The sequence below is a fragment of the Oleiharenicola lentus genome (genome assembly GCF_004118375.1).
Lineage (GTDB): Bacteria > Verrucomicrobiota > Verrucomicrobiia > Opitutales > Opitutaceae > Lacunisphaera > Lacunisphaera lenta.
Map to the genome: position 1 here is coordinate 2194822 of NZ_SDHX01000001.1, position 20751 is coordinate 2215572.

Annotated in this window: 15 protein-coding genes; 2 read left to right on the forward strand and 13 right to left on the reverse strand. The window is 65.9% G+C overall.

Annotated elements, in window-relative coordinates; all coding sequences use genetic code 11:
• Nucleotides 1-25: 25 nt before the first annotated feature.
• The 13 genes from ESB00_RS09125 to ESB00_RS09185 all read right to left on the reverse strand — a co-directional run bounded on the left by ESB00_RS09125 (nt 26) and on the right by ESB00_RS09185 (nt 18766).
• Nucleotides 26-1351 (reverse strand): Gfo/Idh/MocA family protein, encoded by a 1326-nt coding sequence (locus ESB00_RS09125; RefSeq protein ID WP_129047390.1) that lies wholly within the window; start codon nt 1349-1351, stop codon nt 26-28.
• Nucleotides 1352-1670: 319 nt separating this feature from the next.
• Complete coding sequence (locus ESB00_RS09130; protein ID WP_129047391.1) at nt 1671-4121, reverse strand: ABC transporter permease; 2451 nt, start codon at nt 4119-4121, stop codon at nt 1671-1673.
• Between the two features lie 89 nt (nt 4122-4210).
• Complete coding sequence (locus ESB00_RS09135; protein ID WP_129047392.1) at nt 4211-6637, reverse strand: ABC transporter permease; 2427 nt, start codon at nt 6635-6637, stop codon at nt 4211-4213.
• Between the two features lie 75 nt (nt 6638-6712).
• Nucleotides 6713-9118 (reverse strand): ABC transporter permease, encoded by a 2406-nt coding sequence (locus ESB00_RS09140; RefSeq protein ID WP_246026442.1) that lies wholly within the window; start codon nt 9116-9118, stop codon nt 6713-6715.
• Nucleotides 9119-9224: 106 nt separating this feature from the next.
• Nucleotides 9225-11741, reverse strand: a complete 2517-nt coding sequence (locus ESB00_RS09145; RefSeq protein ID WP_129047393.1) for an ABC transporter permease — start codon at nt 11739-11741, stop codon at nt 9225-9227.
• A complete protein-coding gene (locus ESB00_RS09150) occupies nt 11731-11985 on the reverse strand; it encodes a hypothetical protein (protein ID WP_129047394.1) in 255 nt (84 codons plus the stop codon). Before ESB00_RS09150 ends, ESB00_RS09145 begins: the two co-directional genes overlap by 11 nt.
• A gap of 290 nt (nt 11986-12275) precedes the next feature.
• Nucleotides 12276-12755, reverse strand: coding sequence for an anti-sigma factor (locus ESB00_RS09155; RefSeq protein WP_129047395.1), 480 nt, complete (start codon nt 12753-12755; stop codon nt 12276-12278).
• 99 nt (nt 12756-12854) lie between these two features.
• Nucleotides 12855-13295, reverse strand: coding sequence for a hypothetical protein (locus ESB00_RS09160; protein ID WP_129047396.1), 441 nt, complete (start codon nt 13293-13295; stop codon nt 12855-12857).
• Between the two features lie 117 nt (nt 13296-13412).
• Complete coding sequence (locus ESB00_RS19980) at nt 13413-15137, reverse strand: ABC transporter ATP-binding protein (RefSeq protein WP_129047397.1); 1725 nt, start codon at nt 15135-15137, stop codon at nt 13413-13415.
• Between the two features lie 5 nt (nt 15138-15142).
• A complete protein-coding gene (locus ESB00_RS09170; RefSeq protein WP_129047398.1) occupies nt 15143-16255 on the reverse strand; it encodes a glycosyltransferase in 1113 nt (370 codons plus the stop codon).
• On the reverse strand, nt 16252-17268 hold the full coding sequence (locus ESB00_RS09175; protein ID WP_129047399.1) for a glycosyltransferase family 9 protein: 1017 nt from the start codon (nt 17266-17268) through the stop codon (nt 16252-16254). The genes ESB00_RS09170 and ESB00_RS09175 overlap by 4 nt, the downstream gene beginning before the upstream one ends.
• Before the next feature lie 2 nt (nt 17269-17270).
• Nucleotides 17271-18182, reverse strand: coding sequence for an LpxL/LpxP family acyltransferase (locus ESB00_RS09180; protein ID WP_129047400.1), 912 nt, complete (start codon nt 18180-18182; stop codon nt 17271-17273).
• Nucleotides 18179-18766, reverse strand: a complete 588-nt coding sequence (locus ESB00_RS09185) for a DUF4254 domain-containing protein (protein ID WP_129047401.1) — start codon at nt 18764-18766, stop codon at nt 18179-18181. The genes ESB00_RS09180 and ESB00_RS09185 overlap by 4 nt, the downstream gene beginning before the upstream one ends.
• A 100-nt stretch (nt 18767-18866) precedes the next feature.
• Here ESB00_RS09185 and ESB00_RS09190 point away from each other — a divergent pair, with 100 nt between their 5' ends.
• Nucleotides 18867-19580 (forward strand): glycosyltransferase, encoded by a 714-nt coding sequence (locus tag ESB00_RS09190; RefSeq protein WP_129047402.1) that lies wholly within the window; start codon nt 18867-18869, stop codon nt 19578-19580.
• Between the two features lie 154 nt (nt 19581-19734).
• A complete protein-coding gene (locus tag ESB00_RS09195) occupies nt 19735-20724 on the forward strand; it encodes a glycosyltransferase family 9 protein (RefSeq protein WP_129047403.1) in 990 nt (329 codons plus the stop codon).
• Nucleotides 20725-20751 lie beyond the last annotated feature (27 nt).

The following is a 20751-nucleotide window of genomic DNA, read 5'->3' on the forward strand; positions in this document are numbered from 1 at the left end:
GAAAGGATGTGACTGGGGCGGAATTTCAAACGCCGTGGCCGGGGCGATAGGACTTGGTGACGTATTGGTTGGCCTCGGGAAGGTTGGTGATCTTCATGGCGGCGGAGTCCCACTCGATCGGACGGCGCGCACGCACGGCGATGTTGCTGAGCAACACGGTCTCGGTCAGCTGCGCGGCGTATTCGAAATTGGCCCCCGCAGGCGTGCCGCCCTTGCAGGCGCGGACCCATTCGGCGAAGTGGCCGCCCTGCACGCGGGGCAGGGTCTTGGCCGGGAGCGTCGGCGCGAGTTCGCGGCGCTTCACCTCGGGGATGATGCGGGCGCTGGCATAATAGGTGTCGGCAAAGACCGTGGCCTTGCTGCCAACGATCAGCGTGCCGTTGGGCTCGAGTTTGCGCGTGGCTTCCAGGTCGTCGGGCAGAAGCGGCATGAGGCCGCCGTCATACCAGGTCCATTTGAGGGCCGGATATTGGCCGCGGGCCGGGAAGTGGTAGGTGACAACCGAGGCGGTTGGCGGGCTGAGATCGGTCTGGCGGGCGCTGATGGCCTCGACGCGGGTGGGTTGCGTGAGTTCGAGCGCCCAGTAGGAGCCGTCCATGATATGGCAGCCCATGTCGCCGAGCGCGCCGGTGCCGAAATCCCAGTAGCCGCGCCAGGCGAAAGGCACGTAAGCCGGGTCATATTCGCGCATCGCGGCCACACCGAGCCAGAGATCCCAGTCGAGCGTGGAGGGCACCACCGGCATCATCTTGCTGTGGTCGGGAGCGCCGACGCCCTGCGGCCAGATCGGCCGGTCGGTCCAGCTGTGGAGCTCGCGGACTTCGCCAAGCACGCCGGCCTGGTGCCATTCCTTGATGAGGCGCATGCCCTCGTTGGCGTGTCCCTGGTTGCCCATCTGGGTGGCGACCTTCTTTTCGCGGGCGAGCTTGTCGAGCTGGCGGGCCTCGGCGACGGTGTGGGTGAGCGGCTTTTCCACGAAGACATGTTTGCCGAGCGACAGGGCGGCCATCGCGATGGGAAAATGCATGTGGTCCGGGGTGGAAACCGTAACCGCGTCGATCTGGTTGCCCATCTTCTCAAGCATCTTCCGGTAGTCACGGAAATGGGGCACGTTCGGAAACTCCTCGTAGGTGCGGGCGGCGCGGGCGTCGTCCACGTCGCAAAAGGCCACGAAGTTCTCGCCTTTCAGGCCCTGCACCGCGTCCCAGCCGCGGCCGCCGACGCCCACGCAGGCGATGTTCAGCTTGTTGTTGGGCGACTGGCTGCGAAGGATGGCGGGGAAGGCCAGGGCCGCAGAGGCGAGGGAGGACGTCTTGATGAAGTCGCGACGGGAGAACGAGGGGGTATTCATGGGGTGACGGCGGACTGAGGTGAGTGACGGGGATGTCCCGCGGGGAAGGCGCAGCGTAGTTAGCCCGGAAGCCGTGCGCCAAGCGGGAAAAACGACGATCTGTTGCTGAATACTTATACAAATTTGTCCTCGCGCAAGGCGGGGATCACTCCCGGGACCACGAGAATCACGCCCTGCGGCCCGCTTCCGGGGCGTTTACCGGGGGGGGAGGGGTACGACGGCGGTTGTCGTCCTGCCCTCGCAGGGAGCATGAGCGGTGATGCGCGCGGCTTTTGCGCGCCAGTGCTTGCCTTTATACTTGTCCGGAATGCACGGCAGCTCACTCGCTGCGCAGCGCGACCACCGGGTCCACCTTCGCGGCCCGGCGCGCGGGCAACCAGCAGGCGAGCAGGGCGGCGGCGGAGAGGAGACCAACTACGCCGAGGAAAGTGACGGGGTCGAAGGCCTGGATCTGGAAGAGCTGGCTGCGCAGGAAGTGGGCAAGTGCGAACGAGCCGACGAGGCCGAGGAGGATGCCGGCGCCGACGATGCGCATGGACTGGCCGATCACGAGGCGCAGCACGCCGGCCCGGTCGGCCCCGAGCGCCTGGCGGATGCCGATCTCCTTGGTGCGTTGCGTGACGTTCCACGAGACGACGCCATAGATGCCGACCGCGGCAAGCACCAGCGCGACGCCCGCAAAGAGTCCGAGCAGGATCGTGTTGAAGCGCGTGCCCTGCAGCAGTTCGCCCGCCAGCAAGTCGGCGGTGGCGATGCGACCGAGCGGCAGGTCGGAGTCGAGCGACTTGACCACGCTGCGCAGCGCAGGGATCACGTCGGTCGGCCGGTCCGACGTGCGCACGACCAGGAGCATGAAGCGCCGCAGTTGCGCGTAGTCGAAGCCCTGGCGCACCGGCAGGTAGGCCGCGGGCGGCGCGTCGTTTTGCTGGCCGAAATAGCGCACGTCCTGCACGACGCCGACGACGGTGGCCCACTGGAATTTGTCCATGCCCGGCGGCAACATGCCGGGCGTGATGAGGTGGTCGGGCGCGCCGAGCATCACGCGTTGGCCGAGCGGGTCGCCCTCGGAGAGGAATTTTTTCACGGCGGCCTCGTTGAGCACGATGACGGGCTGAGTGCCGGCGCGGTCGTTGTCGTCGAAGATGCGGCCGCGCCGCAGCGTCAGGCCCTGGGCGCGGAAATAGTCGCGCGTCACGAGCGAAAAGATGACGCCGTCGAGCTGGTTGACGTCGGTGTAGGTGCGGCCCTCGACGACGAGCGGCATGCCGTTGACGTTGGCGAAGGGCGCGCCGGTGCTGGCGGCGACCGCGGTCACGCCGGGCAGGGTGCCGATGCGCTCGACCGCATTCTCGAAGAAGGTGGTGGCCTGTTCGCTGCCGCCGTAGCGGGACTCCGAGAGCTGCACGGGGATCAACAGCAGGTTCTCGCGGTTGAAACCGAGATCCACGGCATGAATGCGGGCAAAACTGCGCAGAAGCAGGCCGGCGGTGGCGAGGAGCATGAGGGAGAGACAGACCTCGGCGATGATGAGGCCGGCGCGCACGCGGCCGGTGCGGACGCCGGCGGTGCCGCGCGCGCCTTCCTGCAAGCTGTGGCTCAGGGCCGCACGCGAGCCTTCCAACGCCGGAAAGAGCGTGAAGAGCAGGAGCGTGCCAAGGGTGACCACGAGCGAAAAGAGGAGGACCGGGCCGTTGATGCGGATCACGGATTCGGCGGGCACGGCGTCGCGCGGCAGCAGCGCGAGCAGCGCATCGAGGCCAAAGGCGGCGAGGCCGAGACCGGCGGCGCCGCCGAGCAGGGCGAGCGGCAGGCTTTCGACGAGGGTCTGGCGGATGAGCTGGCCGCGGCTGGCGCCCAGCGCGGCGCGCACGGCGAACTCGCGTTGCCGGGCGCTGGTGCGCGCGAGGAAAAGGTTGGCGACATTGGCGCAGGCGATGAGGAGGACCATCGCGACGGCGGAGAGCAGGAGCATCAGCGGTCCGCGCAGCGGGCCGGAGACGGACGCGCTGAGGTGGCGAACCTCAACGCCGACGCCCTTGTTGGTGTCAGGATGGGCGAGGGCGATCTGGGCGGCGAGGTGGTTGAGTTCGGTGCGGACCTCCTCGGGTGTGAGCCCGGGTTTGGCGCGGGTGACGACCCAAGAGTCCATGCGCATGATGCGGCTGCGCATCTGGTCGGTGTCGGCCTGCAGGTCCACCGGCGTCCAGCAATCACCCGCCCAGAACTTGAACCGCGGCGGCATGACGCCAACGACAGTGTAGAGACGTCCGTCGAGGGTGATCGGGCGGTTGAGGATGGCGGGATCGCCGTTGAAATGGGTTTGCCAGGTCGCGTGGCTGAGCACGACCACCGCCTCGGCGCCCACGTGGTCCTCGGCCTCGGTGAACACGCGGCCGAGTTCCGGCGCGATGCCGAGCAGGGGCCAGGTGTTGGCGGAGATGGCGGCGTTGCGGAGTGAAACGGGCTCGGCAATGCCGGTAAGCGTCGCCGAGTTCCCGGCAGCGAATGCAAGATGCTCGACCGTCTTGGCGGAGGCGCGCCAGTCGAGGTAGTCCGGGTAGGTGACCGGCATCTGGCTGCCCGGCTGGTCGGTACGGTTGGAGCCGACGAAGAGGAGCTTGTTGCCCTCGTGATAGGGGAAGGGGTTGATGAGAACCGCGTGGATGACGCTGAAGATCGCCGTCGTCGCGCCGATGCCGAGCGCGAGCACCAGTGTCACAGTGAGGGTAAAACTGGGATTCTTGCCGAGCTGACGAAAGGCGAGACGCATGGCGTGAAGTTTGAGGGAGAAGCTTAAATTTAAGTGCGGAAAACGGGCCGGGGTTAGGCTTCAACTTGGGGCATCCACTGCGCTCCGCGCTATTCCGCCCGAAGCGCGGTATTCGGGTCCACTTTGGCCGCGCGCCGGGCCGGGAGCCAGAGGGCGAGAAGACCGATCGCGCTGATGGTGACCGCGACGCCGACGTAGATGAGCGGGTTGTTGGTCATCGAGCTGCCGAAGACCTGCTCCAATGGACGCGTGAGCAGGAATCCGCCAACGAGGCCGATGGCCAGACCCAGTGCGATTTGCTGACCGCCCTGCCGCAGAACGAGGCGAAGGAGCTGGCCTACGGTGGAGCCGAGCGCCATGCGCACGCCGAATTCGCGGGTGCGCCGGTTCACGGCCTGGGTGGTCACGCCGTAAACACCAATGGCGCCAAGGAAAAGAGAGATGAGGGCGAAAACGGCCGCGAGAATGCCGAGGATGGTGAAACCCCGCAAAGCCTGGGCCGTCTGGCTGGCGAGGGTGCCAACGGAGTGGATCGGCTGATTCGGGTCGATCTCGGCGATCGCCCGGCGCATGGGGTCCACCAACTGGAGCGCGTCGGCCTTGGTGCGGATGAACAGATCCAGCCAACCCCAGCCCATCTGATCCTGGGCCAGATAGAAACCCGCCTCGTTGCGGCCCGGTTCGTCGAAGGTGCCCTGCATCTGCAGGTCGGGCACGACGCCGATGACGGTGACCCATTTTTCCTGGGTCTGGTTGGTGCGGAAGCGCCGGCCTAGCGGATCCTGGCGGGGGAAGAAGCGGCGGGCGAAGGAATCGTTGATGATCACGGATCGCTCCTCGGTGATCGTTTGCTCGCGATTGTCGAAGAGACGGCCGGAAACAGGTTTGACCGATATCAGGCGGAAGAAATCGCTTGAGACGACCTCGAGCCAGGCGACCGGCCGTTCGTTGACATTGGCGAAGGTGCTGCCTTCCGTTTCAATCTGGGTGGGGACGCCGGGGCCGATGAAATTGCGGCTGCTGACGGCGACGGCCTCCACACCGGGCTCGGCCTGCAGTCGCTCCAGCAGACGGCGATAGAAACGGGCCCGGGCCTCCGGCGTGGGCTGGGTGCCTTCCTGCAGTTCGATGCGGCCGGTGAGCAGCTTGTCGGGATTGTAGCGGAGATTGACCAGGCGAGCCTCGTAAACCGTGAGACTCATCACGCCCGCGGCCACGAGCAGCATCGTGGCAAATGCGATCTGGGCCGAAACCAGCCAGCGGGTCAGCCGCCCGGCGCCTGCACCGGAGGAACCGCGGCCCACGTCCTTGAGCGCCGTGTTGACGTCAACGTGGGAGCACTGCCAGGCCGGGACAATTCCGGCGAGAATCCCCGCCAGCAGCGTTGAAATGACGGCGACAGCCAGCACGCGCTCGTCGAGGCGGAATTCCATCCACTCGGGCACGGTGCGCTGCGTCACGAGGTAGCCCTGCAGGAAATCCACCCCGGTCTGGGCGACGAGGAGGCCGCCGAGGCATCCCAGGATGGCGAGCAGCAGCGATTCCAGCAGCAACTGAAAAATCAGATGCCCGCGCGTTGCGCCGACCGCGGCACGCACGGCCAGCTCGCGGGTGCGCAGGGTCGCGCGGCCGAGCAGCATCGTCGCAACGTTCACACAGGCCAGCGCGAGGATGAAGAGCGTCATGGCCAGCATCAGGAACAGCATGGGGCGGGCGCCGCCACCGGAGTAGGCTTGAACCACCGTCTGGAGATTCGCCCGGTCGTAACCGGCATTGGTCTCGGGCCAGAGCTTCGCGAAGCTTGCGGCCAGGCCGTCGAGTTCGACCTTGGCCAGCTCTGGCGTGGCCTCCGGCTTGAGGCGGCCGAAGACCTCGACGCGATCGACGAGACGCTCGCGCGGGTCGGCCGGGATGGCCCGCAGGTTAATCCATAGCTCGGCCGAGCCCGGGAAGGCGAACTTGGGCGGCATGATGCCGATGATGGTGCCGGGTTCGCCGTTGATGTTGACCTGGCTGCCGAGCACTGCCGGTAAGCCGCCGAATGCTTCCTGCCACAGGGTGTGGGAGAGAATGATGAACAGCGGTTGTCCGGGGCGGTCCTCCTCCGCCGTGAACCAGCGGCCCAGCATCGGCTGCATCCGCACGGTCTCAAGGAGGTTGGCAGTCGTCAGGGAACCGGTGTGGCGCGAGGGCACGCGGCCGGTGCCGCTCAGGTTCAGCCCGAGCCACTGGGTGGCCGCCAGAGACTCGAAATGGGTCTGGCGCTCGCGCAGCAGCAGGTAATCGCGGTGGGGCAGCACGTCCCAGCGCTCAGGTTCGCTGGTCTTTGGGAGCTGCCACCCGATGTGGTAGAGTTTGCCCACGTCCGGCAGCGGCATGTTGCGCAGGAGCACCGCGTCAATCAGGCTGAACTGCGTCGCCACCAGCCCGATACCGAGGGCGAACGACGCGACTGCCGTGATCGTGAAGCCGGGTGACTTCACGAGCTGACGGAGGGCGAAGCGGAGGGAGGACATCGGTGGAGGAAGCGCCAAGAATCAGGGATCAAGTATCAGTAGCTGCGGAGGGGGCGGCCTTGTTGCGGGTGGAATTCATTCCGCCCGCAGGGCCGTGATCGGGTCGATTTTGGTGGCGCGGCGGGCGGGCAGGTAGCACGCGACGAGAGCGACGATGATCAGCAGGAGCGTGGTCAGGGGCAGGACGACGAGGTCGATGCCGGCTTCGCCGCTGAACAGGGCGCTCAAGCCGAAGCTCATCAGGGCCGAGCCCAGAAAGCCGAGCCCGGCGCCGATGAGCGCCAGCTTGAAGCCCATGCCCATGATGAGGGTGAGAATGTCGCGCCATTGCGCGCCCAGGGCCATGCGCACACCGATCTCGGCGGTGCGCTGCATGACGAGGCGCATGATCACGCCGTAGAGCCCGAGCGCGGCGAGGAAGAGTCCGAGCAGGCTGAAGGCGAAGAAAATCTTCGTGATGAGCTCCATGCCCCGGATGCCGGTCTTGGCGAGTTCGTCGGCCGTATTGAGCATCTGCACGGGGATGTTGGGGTCGAGCGCCTGCACCGCCTGACGCAGGGGCTCGGTCATCGGCTGCGACGAACGGATCATCACCGCCACGTAGTTCCACGGCTCCTGTGCGAGGGGCAGGAAGACCTGGTAGGGCGTGGCCGTGGGCGAAGGGTTGCCGGCCATGCCGACGTCGCGGAACACGCCGACAATCTCGGCGGTGACGCGAGTGGCGCCCTCGCCGGAGGAGAGGCGGCGACCGACGGCGTTTTCTCCGGGGAAAAGCGCCTTGGCCATCGATTCGTTGATCATCACGACGCGGGACGCCTCGTGGTGGTCGGAGTTCGAAAACGGGCGGCCGGCGAGCTGCGGGATGCGCAGCGTGTCGAGGTAGGACGGGCTGATGGCGTTGACGAGAGCGACCGGCTCCTTCCCGGGCGGCGGCGGTTCCCGGCCTTCGACGACAAAGGTGCGGGTAGTGGGGAAGAGATAGATCGGAGCCATCCAGCCGATGGCGACGTTCTCAACCCCGGGCAGGGCCCGCAGACGTTCTTCCAGGCTTGAGTAGAGGCCGAGGGTCTGTGCGGGCGTGGTGTAACGCGCGGCGGGCGGGCTGATGATGCCATGGGTGACGCCCGCAGGCGTCCAGCCCGGGTCACGGGTAAGCAACAGTTTCATGCCCCGCAGGAAGAAGCCGGCCGAGCTGAGCAGGATGAGAGCGGCGGCGAACTGGAGCACGATGAGCGCATTGCGCATGAAGTGCTGCGAGCGGTCGCCGGTGGCGGAACGGCCACCGGACTTCAGGGCCTCGCCGACGTTGACGCGCGACGAGAGCAGGGCCGGGGCAAGGCCGAAAACGAGGCCGGTGAGCAGGGATAGACCCACGGCAAAGGCGAGCACCCGCCAGTCGATGGAAAGGTCGAAGTTGACGGGCAGGTTTTCGCTCAGGCGCTTGGAGATCCACTCGTTGCCCCAAACGGTGACAAGGATGCCGAGCACGCCGCCGGTCAGGGCGAGCAGAACGCTCTCGGTCAGCAACGGTTTCAGCAGATGCGCACGCGAGGCGCCGAGCGCGGCGCGCACGGCGAACTCCCGGCCGCGGGAAACGGCGCGCGCCAGCTGGAGGTTGGCGAGGTTGCCGCAGACGATCAGGAGGACGAAGCCGGCGAGGCAGAGCAGCATGATCGTCGAAATGCCGGTGCCCGGCGGGATGGTGGATCCCTGCAGGGAGATGGCGTTGATGCCGTCCTCGCTCTGGTCGCGCGGGCGGGTGTCGGCGAGGTTGGTGTAGATCGTGGCGAGGCGGGCGTTGAGCTGCTCCGGCGTAACGTCGGGATTGCGGCGACCGATGATCTGGACACCGACATCATCGCGGTTGGCCTTCTCCTGTTCGCTGAGGCCAAAGGGCCGGAAGGCATCACCCGGGCCCCAGAGCATGAGGTTGGAAAAGTTCTCAGGCAGCACGCCGATCAGCGTGGTAGAGAGGCCGTCGATGGTGAAAGTCCGGCCGACCACACCGGGATCGCCGCCGAAATGCGCCATCCACGCAGCGTGGCTGAGGATAATGACCTGGTTGCCCGGCTGATCTTCCTCCGGGGTGAAGGTGCGCCCGTAGGCGGGCTGGACCCCGAGCACGTCAAAGAAGTCGGCGGAGACGCGGAGCGAACTGAGATTGACCGGGGTGCGGCCGGGCTGGGTGAGCGTATATCCCCACTGGCGGTAAGCCGCGAGACGCACGAAATCGGCCGATTCGCGCCGGAGGTCGATGAAGGAGGGCGCACTGTGATCGTTGCGCGGATTCTGCGGCGTGGTGCGGAACACACGAACCAGCTGGTCCTTCTCCGGGTAGGGCAGCGGACGCAGGATGAGCAGGTTCATCAGGCTGAACATCGAGGTGTTCAGGCCGATGCCCAGGGCCAGCGTGATCACGGCGATGAGCGTGTAGCCGGGGGACTTGAAGAGCTGGCGGAAAGCGAAACGCAGATCGTTCATAAGGAGGGAAGATGTATCAAGTGACTGGTATCAAGTATCCGGATGAAGAGGGTCGGGAGTTCTTGTTGCTTGAAACCTGTCACTTGGGACTTGTTGCATTTGCGCGCTATTCCGTGCGCAGCGCCACCATCGGGTCCACGCGGGTGGCGCGGCGGGCGGGGATGAAGGTGGCGAGGAGCGAGACAGTGCTCAGGAGCGCGAAGACCGTGGCGTAGGTGAGCGGGTCGTGGGGCTTCACCTCGAACAGGAAGTTCTGGATGCCGGCGGCGGCCAGCAACGCGGCGGTGAGGGCGGCGCCGAGGCCGAGCGTCAGGCCGATGCCCAGCTGGATCAGGCCCTGGCGCAGCACCATCGCGAGGATGCTGCCGTTGTCGGCGCCCAGCGCCATGCGGATACCGAACTCCTGCGTGCGCTGGTTGACGGAGAACGACGTGACGCCGTAGAGGCCAACCGCCGCAAGGATGAGCGCCACCACGCCGAAGATGGTAAACATCGTGGCGATGATGCGGTTTTGCCCGAGCGTCTCGTTCAAGAGGCGCTGCGGCGTGCCGGCGAAATAGAGCGGCAGGTTCTGGTCGATGGCCTGCATCTCGCGGCGGGTGAGAGCCGCGGCGTTTTCGCCCGGTTGGCCGCCGCGCGGCCGCACGACGATGGTGGAGAACTGCGGCGCGGGCAGCGCCGCGGGCACGGGGCCGAAGATGTTGGCGTAAAGCGGCACGTAGAAACCCTCCTCGCCGGCGGGGCCGTTGTTGCCGTTGAACGGCGCGCGCATCCGGAGCTCGGGCGCCACGCCGACGATGGTGCGCCACGGGCCGAAGAAATTGTTCGGGCCGACAGTGCGGAAACGGCGCCCGAGCGGGCTCTCCCCGTTGAAGAACTTCCGCGCGAAGGCGGTGTTCACGATGGCGACGGGCTGCTTGAGGTCGTCGTCCTCGGCGTTGAAATCACGGCCCTCGACGAGACGGTGGCCGAGCGTGGTGAAGAATCCATCGGAGACGTTCTCGAAATTGGCCAGCGGCCGGTCGGTCTCCTTGGCGTAGGTGCGGCCCTCGATCTCGATGTTGCCGTTGCCGGAGAACGTCAGGCGGAAGCGCGAGCTGAAGGCCGCGCTCTCGACCTCGGGGTTGGCACGAAGCTGGCGCAGAACGCGGTCGTAGAACTGGCGCTTCGCCTGCGGGGTCGGGTAGTCGGCCTCGAACAGCCCGAGGCGCGCGGAATAAACCGAGCCGGTGTCGTAGCCGTAGTTGATGGACTGCTGGCGGAGGATGGACTGCAACTGCAGCAGCGAACCGACGAGCAGGATGCTGGTGACGAGGATCTGGAGAACGACGAGGCCGCGGGTGATGAGGTTGGTCATCCGGCCCGTGTTGCCGCGGCCGGATTCCTTGAGCACGTCGGAGGCGTTCGTCCGCGAGGCGAGCCAGGCCGGAATGAGGCCGGAGCCGATGGCGGCGAGCATCGTGGTGCCGACGGTCGCGGCCAGCACGCGGCCGTCGATGGTGAACACGATCCAGTAGGGCAGCGGGAAGGGCAGGGCCTTCACGGCCTCGGAGAGCAGGTCCACGGCCCAGTAGGAACCGGCCACGCCGAGGATGGCGCCGATCAGGGCGAGCAGCAGGCTCTCGGTGAGCATCTGCCGGATGAGACGCACGCGCGTGGCGCCGAGGGAGGAGCGGATGGCCAGCTCCTTGGCGCGCAGGGTGGCGCGGGCGAACTGCATGTTCATCACGTTGACGCAGGCGATGAGCAGCACGCCGAGGCAGAAGGCGAGCATCACGAACATCAGGCCGCGGAGCTGCGGGCCGGTGAAATTGTTGATGAGCGCCTGCACGCGCGCGGCGGGCACGTCCTTGTTCGTCTCGGGATTGGCCAGGGCGAGATTGGCCGCGATGCCGGTGAACTCGGCGCCGGCCTGCTCGGCAGACACGCCGGGTTTGAGACGGCCGACAATGGCGATGTTGTTGGCCGCCTGGTCGGTGCGCGGGCGGACGGGGAACTCGCTGTAGAGGGGAATCCAGATCTGCTCGTTGACCGGGAAATTGAACCGTGGCGGCATCACGCCGATGATGGTCGCGCTGCGGCCGTTGATGCGCACGGCCTCGCCGACGATGTCGGGATTGCGGCCGTAATCGCGCTCCCAGAGACTGTGGCTGATGAGGGCGACGCGCTCGGCGCCCGGGCGGTTGTCCTCGGCGGTGAAGTTGCGGCCGAGGATGGGCGCGATCCCGAGGATGGGGAAAAACTGCTCGGTCACATAGGCGCCGGTGTAGCGCTGCGGGGTGCCGCGGTAGGTCACGTTGACGGTCGAGCCGTTCATGTAGCCGGCCATGGCCGAGAACGACGTCTGCACGGCCTTCATGTCCTCGTAATCGAGGGCGGTCACGCGACCGTTGAAGTTATTGGCGTTCGGGTTGGTCGGGTCCACGAGCTGCACGTCCATCAGCTGGTGGCTGTCGGGAAACGAGAAGCCACGGAGCACCGTGGCATTGACGACGGTGAACTGCGTGGTGACGGCGCAAATGCCCAGGGTGAGCACGAAAACCGCGAGCAGGCAGAAGGATTTTTCCTTGAGGAGGACGCGGAACCCGATGCGCAGGTCCTGCAGGAAGGTTTCAGCGATCATGCGTGGGAAGGATCTGGGGGACGAGCAGCCAGAGGCGCAGAGCGGCGCGCGGCCAGGCGGACTTCCGCTGGTCGGCCGGTGCGGGAGAAACCGAAGACTCCGTGGCGGCCACGAGGATGGGCGCGGTGGAGGAGACGCAGGTGAGGCTGCTGAAATGCAGTCCCCCTGCTCCTACGATCATAAGCAGGGCCGCGAGCAGGGCCACACGAAGCAGCCGGTCGGGTCGGACGGAAAATATGCTCACGAGGCCCATCGTGGATTCAGGTCACCAGCAGGACGAGCGAGGCGAAGTAGCTGGCAACGGTCGCCAAAGCGATGGCCAGGGTGAGGCAAACGGTCGTGTGAACGCGGAAATGCAGGGTGTGCGAGGCCAGCAGCATGCCACCAACATTGCATCGTCCGTGCCAAGGACTCGGGCGGATTGCTAAGCACTGAAGGTCAGCGATTAGTGCACGGCACGGGATTTCTGTCAGGGACGTTTTGCCCTGAAAGTGAAATCGCGCCGTCCCGATTGTGGGATGCGGAGGGGGTCGCTCAACCGCTGGTTTGAGCGGGCGCTTCGGCGGCCCAGACGACGAGCCAGCCGCTTTCCTTGTCCACGTAAACCAAGGTCGAAGCCGTGGCGTCACCCGCTTCGACGAATTCGGCCCGGGCCTCGGTCACGACATTGGGCGACGTGGTCTCCGGCGAGTGCGGCAGCAGGACAAAGGCGAGCGCTGCTGCGGCTGCGACCGGCAGGCCGAACCAAATGACCGGGGCGAGCGGACGTTTCTTTTCGCGCCACGCCGGCGACGACATGCGGCTCTGGAGTTCGCGCCACGCTTGGTCGGCGTCGGGCACACGCACAGCGGAGAGACCAGCCTGATAGGTGTCGGTTGCTGTGTTGACCGAGGTCCGGAGACGCAGACAACTCGGGCAGGCCGCGACATGGTTCGAGAGGGCGGTGAGCTGAGGTTTGGTCAGCGCGCCGTCCCGTTCGGCCAGAATCAGGGATTCGCTGTCGCGGCAGTTCATGGATTTTTTCTTAACCACTAATGGACACTAATTGGGCACTCATGGAAATTCCGTATTAGTGAATTCTTAGTGTGGATTAGTGGTTCAACCAGGGTCGGCTTAGCGGCGATAATCGCGGTCGCGCCGGTTGTCGTAGCCGTTGCGCCGGTCGTCGTGGCGGTCATTCCGGTCGTAACGGTTGTGGCGGTCGTAGGAAACCCACACGCGGTCGGTCCGGACCTCGTAGTGACCTTCCACGTAGTAGCGGTGGGTGCGGCCGTGGCGGCGTTCGCTCACCCAGTAGCCGGGCACCCAGGTGCGCACCTCGACGCGCTTCCAGTAACCGTCGTCGTGGCGGTTGTGGTCGTAATAACGGTGATTGTGGCTGGCCACGACCACGCGGGTGTCGTGGTCGTCGGCGTCGGCGAGAACGGCGCCAAGGATGATGCCGCCAATCAGCCCGCCCACGAGGGCGGCTTCCTTGTCACCCGCAACAGCGGGCTTCGGCGTGAAGGCAAAGGCGGTGGCGGCGAGGGTCAGGACAGTGGCTTTGAGGTTCATGGTAGTGGTCTCCAAGGGTTGAAGTTGAGCTTCTGTCCTTGGGACGCACCCGGCCCCGGCTTTATTCAAAATTGCCGTCCAATCCCGGCAGGTGCCTGGAATTCAGGCACTAAGACCTCAATTCTCTATCCGCGGAATCGCGCTGATCAGCGTCTTCGTGTAGGGATGCTGCGGGCGCTCCATCACGTCGGTGGCGGAACCAATTTCGACGATCTTGCCGCGATACATGACGGCGATGCGGTCGGAGATGTGCTTCACGACGGAGAGATCGTGAGCGATGAAAATCATCGTGAGGTTCATCTCGCGGACGAGGCGGGCCAGCAGATTGAGAATCTGTGCCTGAATCGAAACATCGAGCGCTGAGACGGGTTCGTCGGCGATGATGACCTGCGGCTCAAGGGCGAGGGCGCGCGCGATGGCGATGCGCTGGCGTTGTCCGCCGGAGAACTCATGCGGGTATTTGCCCGAATAGCGCGGCGCGAGGCCTACCTGTTCCATGAGCCGCGTGACCCGGGCGGGAATCTCGGACTCGGGCACCACGCCATGCACCTTGAGCGGTTCGGCCAGCGTGGCAAAGACGGTGAGGCGCGGGTTGAGCGAAGCGAAGGGATCCTGGAAAACCATCTGGAGGTGGCGGCGCGCTTCCTTGACTTCGGTGGTCGTGCCGGCGGTGAGGTTTTTGCCCCCGAGCACCACGGTGCCGGCCGTGGGCGGGATCAGCTGCATGATGGTGCGGGCGATGGTGGACTTGCCGCTGCCGGACTCGCCGACCAGGCCAAGCACCTCGCCCTGGCGCACCGCGAAGCTGACTTCGTCCACCGCCTTCACGAGGCCGGTCTGCTTTTTGATGAGGAAGCCGGAGGTGAGCGGGAAATGGGTCTTGATGGCCTCCACCCGGATCATCGGTTCCGCATCATCGGCAGGCTTGATGGCGTTGGGTGCAGGCACCGGTTCCTCGGGCGGCAGCTCGAAGCGTTTCAACAGCTCGGCCTCGTCCACCGGTTTCGACAGATCGGGCGGCATGCCCGGGATCGCATAGAGCGCGCGGCCCTTGGGTTGGAGCGCGGGGATGCAACGCTGGAGCGCCTTGGTGTAGGGATGCTGCGGGTTGCCGAAGATGGAACGCGTGTCCGCCGTCTCGACGATGCGTCCGGCATACATCACCTGCACGCGGTGGCAGAGTCCGGATACGACGGCGAGGTCGTGCGTGATGAAAATCACGGCCATGCCGGTTTCGGCCTGGAGCTTTTTCAGCAGCTCGAGGATCTGCGCCTGCACCGTCACATCGAGGGCGGTGGTGGGCTCGTCGGCGATCAGCAGGTCGGGCTTGGTGATGAGTGCCATGGCGATCATCACGCGCTGGCGCATGCCGCCGGAGAATTCGTGCGGGTAGGAATGCAGGCGCTTGCCGGCGTCGGGGATGCCGACGGACTCCAGCATGGCCCGGGCGCGGGCGAGGGCTTCCGTCTTGGACACCGTGCCATGGATCAGCAGCGGTTCGATGAGCTGCTCGGAAATCCGCAGGTAGGGATTCAGCGAGGTCATCGGGTCCTGGAAGATCATCGAGATCCGTTTGCCACGGATGTCGCGCAACTGGGCCGGCGGGCAACGAAGCAGGTCAACGCCGTCGAAGTGGGCCGTGCCGCCCTCGATCCGCCCGGGGGGCTGAGGGATCAGGCCGAGCAGGGTGGAGCAGGTGACGGATTTGCCGGAGCCGGACTCGCCGACGATGCCGAGGATCTCGCCGCGCTCGACGCTGAAGCTCACATCGTTGACCGCGCGATAAACGCCGGAGCGGGTGTGGAAGCTGACGCGGAGATTGCGGACGTCGAGAAGCGGCACGGGCGTCAGTAAGGTGATCCGGACGATTTCAGCAACTCCGAGAAGAGATTTTCGTAACGACCGATCATCAGTCCGGTGGAGAAACGTGCCGGAACCTCTGCCTGGCCGCGCGCGGCGACGGCCTCGATCTCCGGGCCGCCGGCGAGCACCCGGCGCAGGGTTTCGGCGAGCGCGGCATCGTCGCCGGTGGGGAAGAGCCAGCCGGTTTGACCGTGCTGGATAATGTCGGGCACGCCCGGGGCGTTGCTGCCGATGGCGGCGCAGCCGGCGGTCATGTAATCAATCAACACCAGCGGCAGGCCCTCGTAGTGCGTGGAGAGCACGGCGGCGCGGCAGCGGTGGTAAAGCGGAGCGGCGTCGGAGACGCGTCCGAGAAAATCAACGCGGCCGGCAATGCCCAGGGATTGGGCCAGCTTCTCGCAGGCGCGGCGGTGCGAGGGCTTGCCGTCGCCCCCCAATATCAAGCGGCCGGTCCAGCCGGTGTCGGCGAGGCGTTTGGCGGCCCGGATAAGCGTGGGCTGGTCTTTCTGCCGGGCGAACCGTGCCACCATGATGATGTCCTGGCTGCGCGTTGCGAACGGCGGGGCGCCCACCGCGTAGCGCGACGGGTCGCTGCCGTTGTGGATGATCTCGAGCCGCGGGCCGATCAGGCCGCGCGGGCGCAGGTGGTCGGCCACGCCTTGGGAAACACAGACGGTGGCGCTGGTGCGGGCGGTCAGCGGTCGCGCCGCCCACAGGCGCCAGAAGGCGTAGCGTTCGCAGTTCTGCTCGATGTGCACGACCACCGGCACCTGGGCGGCGAAGGCCGCCTGTCGGCCCCAGATGTGTTCGCTGAAGCCGTGCGCGGCGAAGACCTGCGGTTTGAACTCGGCGATGAGCGCGGCGAGCTGGCGGCGGGTCGTCCACTTGGGCCAGTCGTCCACCCAGGACGTGCGCAGACCGGTCGCCTCAATCTGTTTCTGCATCGGGGTGGGCAGCGGGACTTTCTTCCGCCGCATGACGAGGAGCGGTTCAAAGTTTCCGGAGCGAAGATGGCCAGAGGCAACATCGAGCGCGACCTTGGTGGCGCCGGAGCCGCCACCGGTGACGAAATGGATGACGCGGGGCTTCGGGCTCATGATTTGGGCAGGTAGGGCTCCAACGCGGCTTGGACCTCGGCCACCGTCACGCGCAGGAGCGGCCGCGGGCCGGAGACATCAGCCGGGCGCACGATGGTGTGCTTGGTGTCCCACGGATGCCAGCGCCACGGCTCGAGCGGTCCGTAGAGGCCGACCACGGGAACGTGGAACGACGCGGCGATGTGGATGAAGCCCGTGTCGATGCCAAGGCACAGCTGCATGCGCCGCATGAGCGAACCGGCTTCGCGGATGGAAAGATCGCGGCTCCAGTCATGGCAGTGTGCCTGCAGCTCCGCGGGCACGCCGGCGAGGATCTGCGCGTAGTAACCGGCGTTGCCGGGCGAGTCGCAGAAGTGCACCTCGCAGTTCTGTTCACGCAGCAGCCACATGAGAACCTCGGCGAAGCGTTCCGGGGCCCAGTCCTTCAAGTCGAACACGGATTTGGCGCAGACGAAGACGCGGAAGCGTCCGTTGTCGGCGAGGCGTGCATCCACGCGGGCGTCGGTGGCGGGATCGGTCCAGTTTTCGTTGCGCGTGCTCGTGATCGGGATGCCGTCGGCGCGCAGCACGTCGAGGAAGCACTCGACCTCGTGCTTGTCGGGGTAGGGCGCACTGCGGTTGAGGAGCCAGCCGCGGCCGTCGGTCGCGAAGCCCACGCGGTGCGGAATGCCGGCCAGCAGCGGCAGGATGGCGCTGGAGAAGGAGCGGCGCAGGATGTAGCAGCGGTCGTAGCCGCGGGCGCGGAGGAAGCGGGCGGCACCAAGCGCGCCGGTCGGGAACTTGGCCTGGCGCTTGCGCTCACCTTTCAGCCGCGGTCCGTAGTAGAGCAGGTCGTTCTTGTAGGGACAGTGAGCGAGCGTGTCGCCGGAGATGGGCTCGCTGAGGACGTCGATGATCGCGTTTGGAAATGCCTCGCGCAGGTTGCGCAGGGTAGGGATGGCAAGGACGGTGTCACCGATGAACCGGTAGCGGATCACCAAAATGCGCAGCGGACGCAGATCGGGCCAGGGCATGCTCAGTAAACCTCGGGGTAACCCTCGCCGCGGGCCTTGAAGCGCTTGTGGACCCAGAAATACTGTTCGGGGGCGAGGCGGATGTTGTCCTCGATGAGCCGGTTGATGCGCACCGCGTCGGCGGACAGGTCGTCGGTGGGGAAATTTTCCAGGGCCGGGTGGATGACGAGCGTGTAGGAACCGTCGGGCTCGCGGCGGGCGAAGTAGGGGACCACGGCCGCGCCGGTCATCTTGGCGATCTTGGCCGTGGCGGTGTTGGTGATGGCGGGCACGCCGAAGAAATGGAGAATTTCCGAGCCGGGCGTGCGCTTGCCCTGGTCGGGCGCATACCAGATCGCGTGACCGGAGCGGAGCGCGCGGATCAGGCCCTTGAGGTCGTCGAAGTGGACGGCGATGGAGGCGACGCGCTCCCGGTGCCGCCGCATGGGCACGGCCACGATCGGGTTGTTGGGCTCGCGGTAAAGGCAGCCGACGGGGATGCGGGCGGTCAGGTACACGCCGCAGATTTCGAGTGTGGTGAAATGGGCGGTCAGCAGGACCACGCCCTTGCCCGCGGCGAGGGCGCGTTGCAGGTGCTCGACGCCGACCACGCGATGGGCGGGGAGCTGATCGACCGGCTCCCACCAGCCGGCGGTGGTTTCAAAGAGTCCGTAGGCCAGCGCCTCGTAATGCGCGAACGCCAGTGCCCGGATTTGCTCCTCGGATTTTTCGGGAAAACACAGCCGGAGGTTCACCAGCACGACCCGGCGGCGCAGCCGGACGACATGGAAGATGATCCAAGCGATTCCCCGCGCTAGGCGGCGGCGCTCCGACCAGGTGAGGAAACGCGCGCAGAGCCAGAAGAGGCCGAGGCCGCTCCACATCGGCCAGTGCTGGGGAGCCCAGAGGCGGGATTGCTCGCTGGCGCGACTCATGCCTTGGCGGGCTGACGGTAGAGCTGGGGGTTCAGCGCCGGGTCGTTATACATCTTGAACTGGAAATAGACCGAGAAGGTGCGGCGACCGGCAGCCACGTCGGCGAGCAGTTCGCCCAGGCAGGCGGTGAGGTCGTCGCGCTGGCGGCGGATACGGGCGAGCTTCTCGGCACACTTGGCGCGGTGCTCGGCCGAGGCTTCGGGTCGGACGGTTTCCTCGTGCATGTGGTATTCCTTGAGCGCGAGGATGGAAAGGCGGTCGATGATCATGCCGGGCGTCTCGGAGTTGCGCGGGCAGCCCGACTCGCGGGGCTTGAGTGTGGCGACAAGGGCCTTGTCCATCTCCTCGGCAAAGTTGTTTCGCTCCTGGTTGAAGCGGTCGATGTTGCGCTTGGCGCGGTAGATCGGCTCGGAGCCGAGATCGTCCCGGCGGGCGATGTCCTCCTCGTGCCAGAGGGAGAAGTTGCGGAGGTGATTTTCCTCGATCAGACGCGCAAAGCCCTCGCCGGTGGCGGCGGGGGCGGTTTGGTGCCAGCGCGCGGTCAGCGCGGCCTGGTGGGCGGCAATCTCGGAGGCGGAGACCATGCCGCAGCGTGTGCGGAGCCCGCCGGGCTTGGCAAGCCGCGGATGGCCGGCAGGATTTCTCGCTGTCAATCCGGCGGGCGAGCGGCTAGGCACAGCCGCCATGGTCAATGTGATCTGCATGAAGTGGGGCACGAAATACGGCCCTGAATACGTGAACACGCTGCGTTCGATGCTCAACCGCCACCTGAAGCGGCCGCATCGCTTCATCTGCTTCACCGACGACGGCACGGGCATCGTCCCGGGCGTCGAGATCAAGCCGCTGCCGACGATGGACCTGCCGCCCGACAAGGAGCGCGGCTGGCGCAAGCTTTCCACGTTTCAGAACCCGTTCTCCGACCTGACCGGACCAACGCTGTTTCTGGACCTCGACATCGCGATCACGGGCAGCATCGACTGCTTCTTTGATCATCCGGGTGAGTTTTGCATTATCCGCGACTGGGCCAAACCCGACAAGACGGGCAACTCCTCGGTTTACCGTTTCACGGCCGGGGCCCATCCGGACATCCTGGAATTCTTCCTGAAGCACATCGACCAGGTGAAAGCCGAGGTGCGTAACGAGCAGGAATACCTCACCCGGCAAATGAACCGGAAGGGACTCGTGACTTACTGGCCGGAGGAGTGGTGCGTAAGCTTCAAACACAGCTGTCTGGCCACGTTTCCGCTCAACCTTTTCCTGACGCCCCGCCTGCCCGAGGGCGCCAAGATCGTGGTCTTCCACGGCAATCCAAACCCGCCGGAGGCCGTCGTCGGCAAGAGCAAGAACCTCTACCGTCATGTGCGCCCCACGCCCTGGGTCGCCGAGCACTGGCGCTAAGGCAGGGAGCATCTGCGTAGAAATACGCAGTCGGTCCGGCGCAAAAAACGTGTAACTGTGCCGTTTCCAGCGTCTTCGCGTTTGCCTTCTGGCGCGAAGAGTTACTCTTTCTTCTTAGGAACGCCGCGCGGACCACGCGGTCAACCGAGACACCATGCCGGAAATGCTCATCATCATGACCTCGCCGCTGCGCGACATCGCGCACGGGTTGCAGGTGGCGGCATCGATCAAGGCGCAGAAGCCGGAATGGCGCATTTCCTGGATCGTGCGCGATATCTTCGCCCCCCTGGTGCGCTCGTCGTCGGCCGTGGACCGGGTATTTGTTTTCCAGCGCTACGAGGGCGCCCGCGGTTTCCTCCGGATGATGCGCGAGGTGCGAAAGCACGAGTTCGACCTCGTGTGTGACTTCCAAGGCCTGCTGCGCACCGGCCTCATGACCAAATGGGCGCGCGGCCTCCGCAAGGTCGGGCGCACGGACTCGCGCGAAGGCTCGGGCTTTTTCTACCAGCAACGTTCGCCGCTGCCCGCCGAAGGCCGGCAGGCGCACCTGTTGGATATCATGCTCCAGTTTTGCACCGTGGCCGGCGCCGAGCCCCGGTTGACCGGCCCGTTACATTTCCGCGACCTTGAGCGGCTCAACCTGAGCTTCATGGATCCGCGGAAAGGGCAGCGCCCGATCCTGATCTTCCCCGACAGCGGCCAGCACAGCAAGAAGTGGAATGGCTTCAGCCAGCTCACCGCGATGCTGATTCGCGAGGGCGGCCGCAAGGTCGTCTGGGCGGGCAGCCATTATCTGCCGTGCAAGGAGTCGTTTCCCGAGGGCGCCTTTGTCAACCTCACCGGCAACACCAGCCTGACCTCGCTGCCGGCATTGCTCGCGAAAGCTGACTGGGTGATCTCCAACGACAGCGGCCCGATGCATCTTTCCGCCGCGATGGGGCTGAAGACCATCGGCTTGTTCGGGCCGACCGATCCGCGCCGCTTCGGACCTTACCCGGTCAAGAGTCCGACCAACTACGCCATCCAGGCGCCGGTGGGCGATCTGGCGAATCTCTCGGCGAAGGAAGTATATTACCTCTTCAACCGCATCGAGGCCTCGCTGCAGCGCAGCCAGGCCAAGGCGGCGATGGCGCACGTCAGCTGACGCCGGGTGGCCCGGTCGGAGAAATTT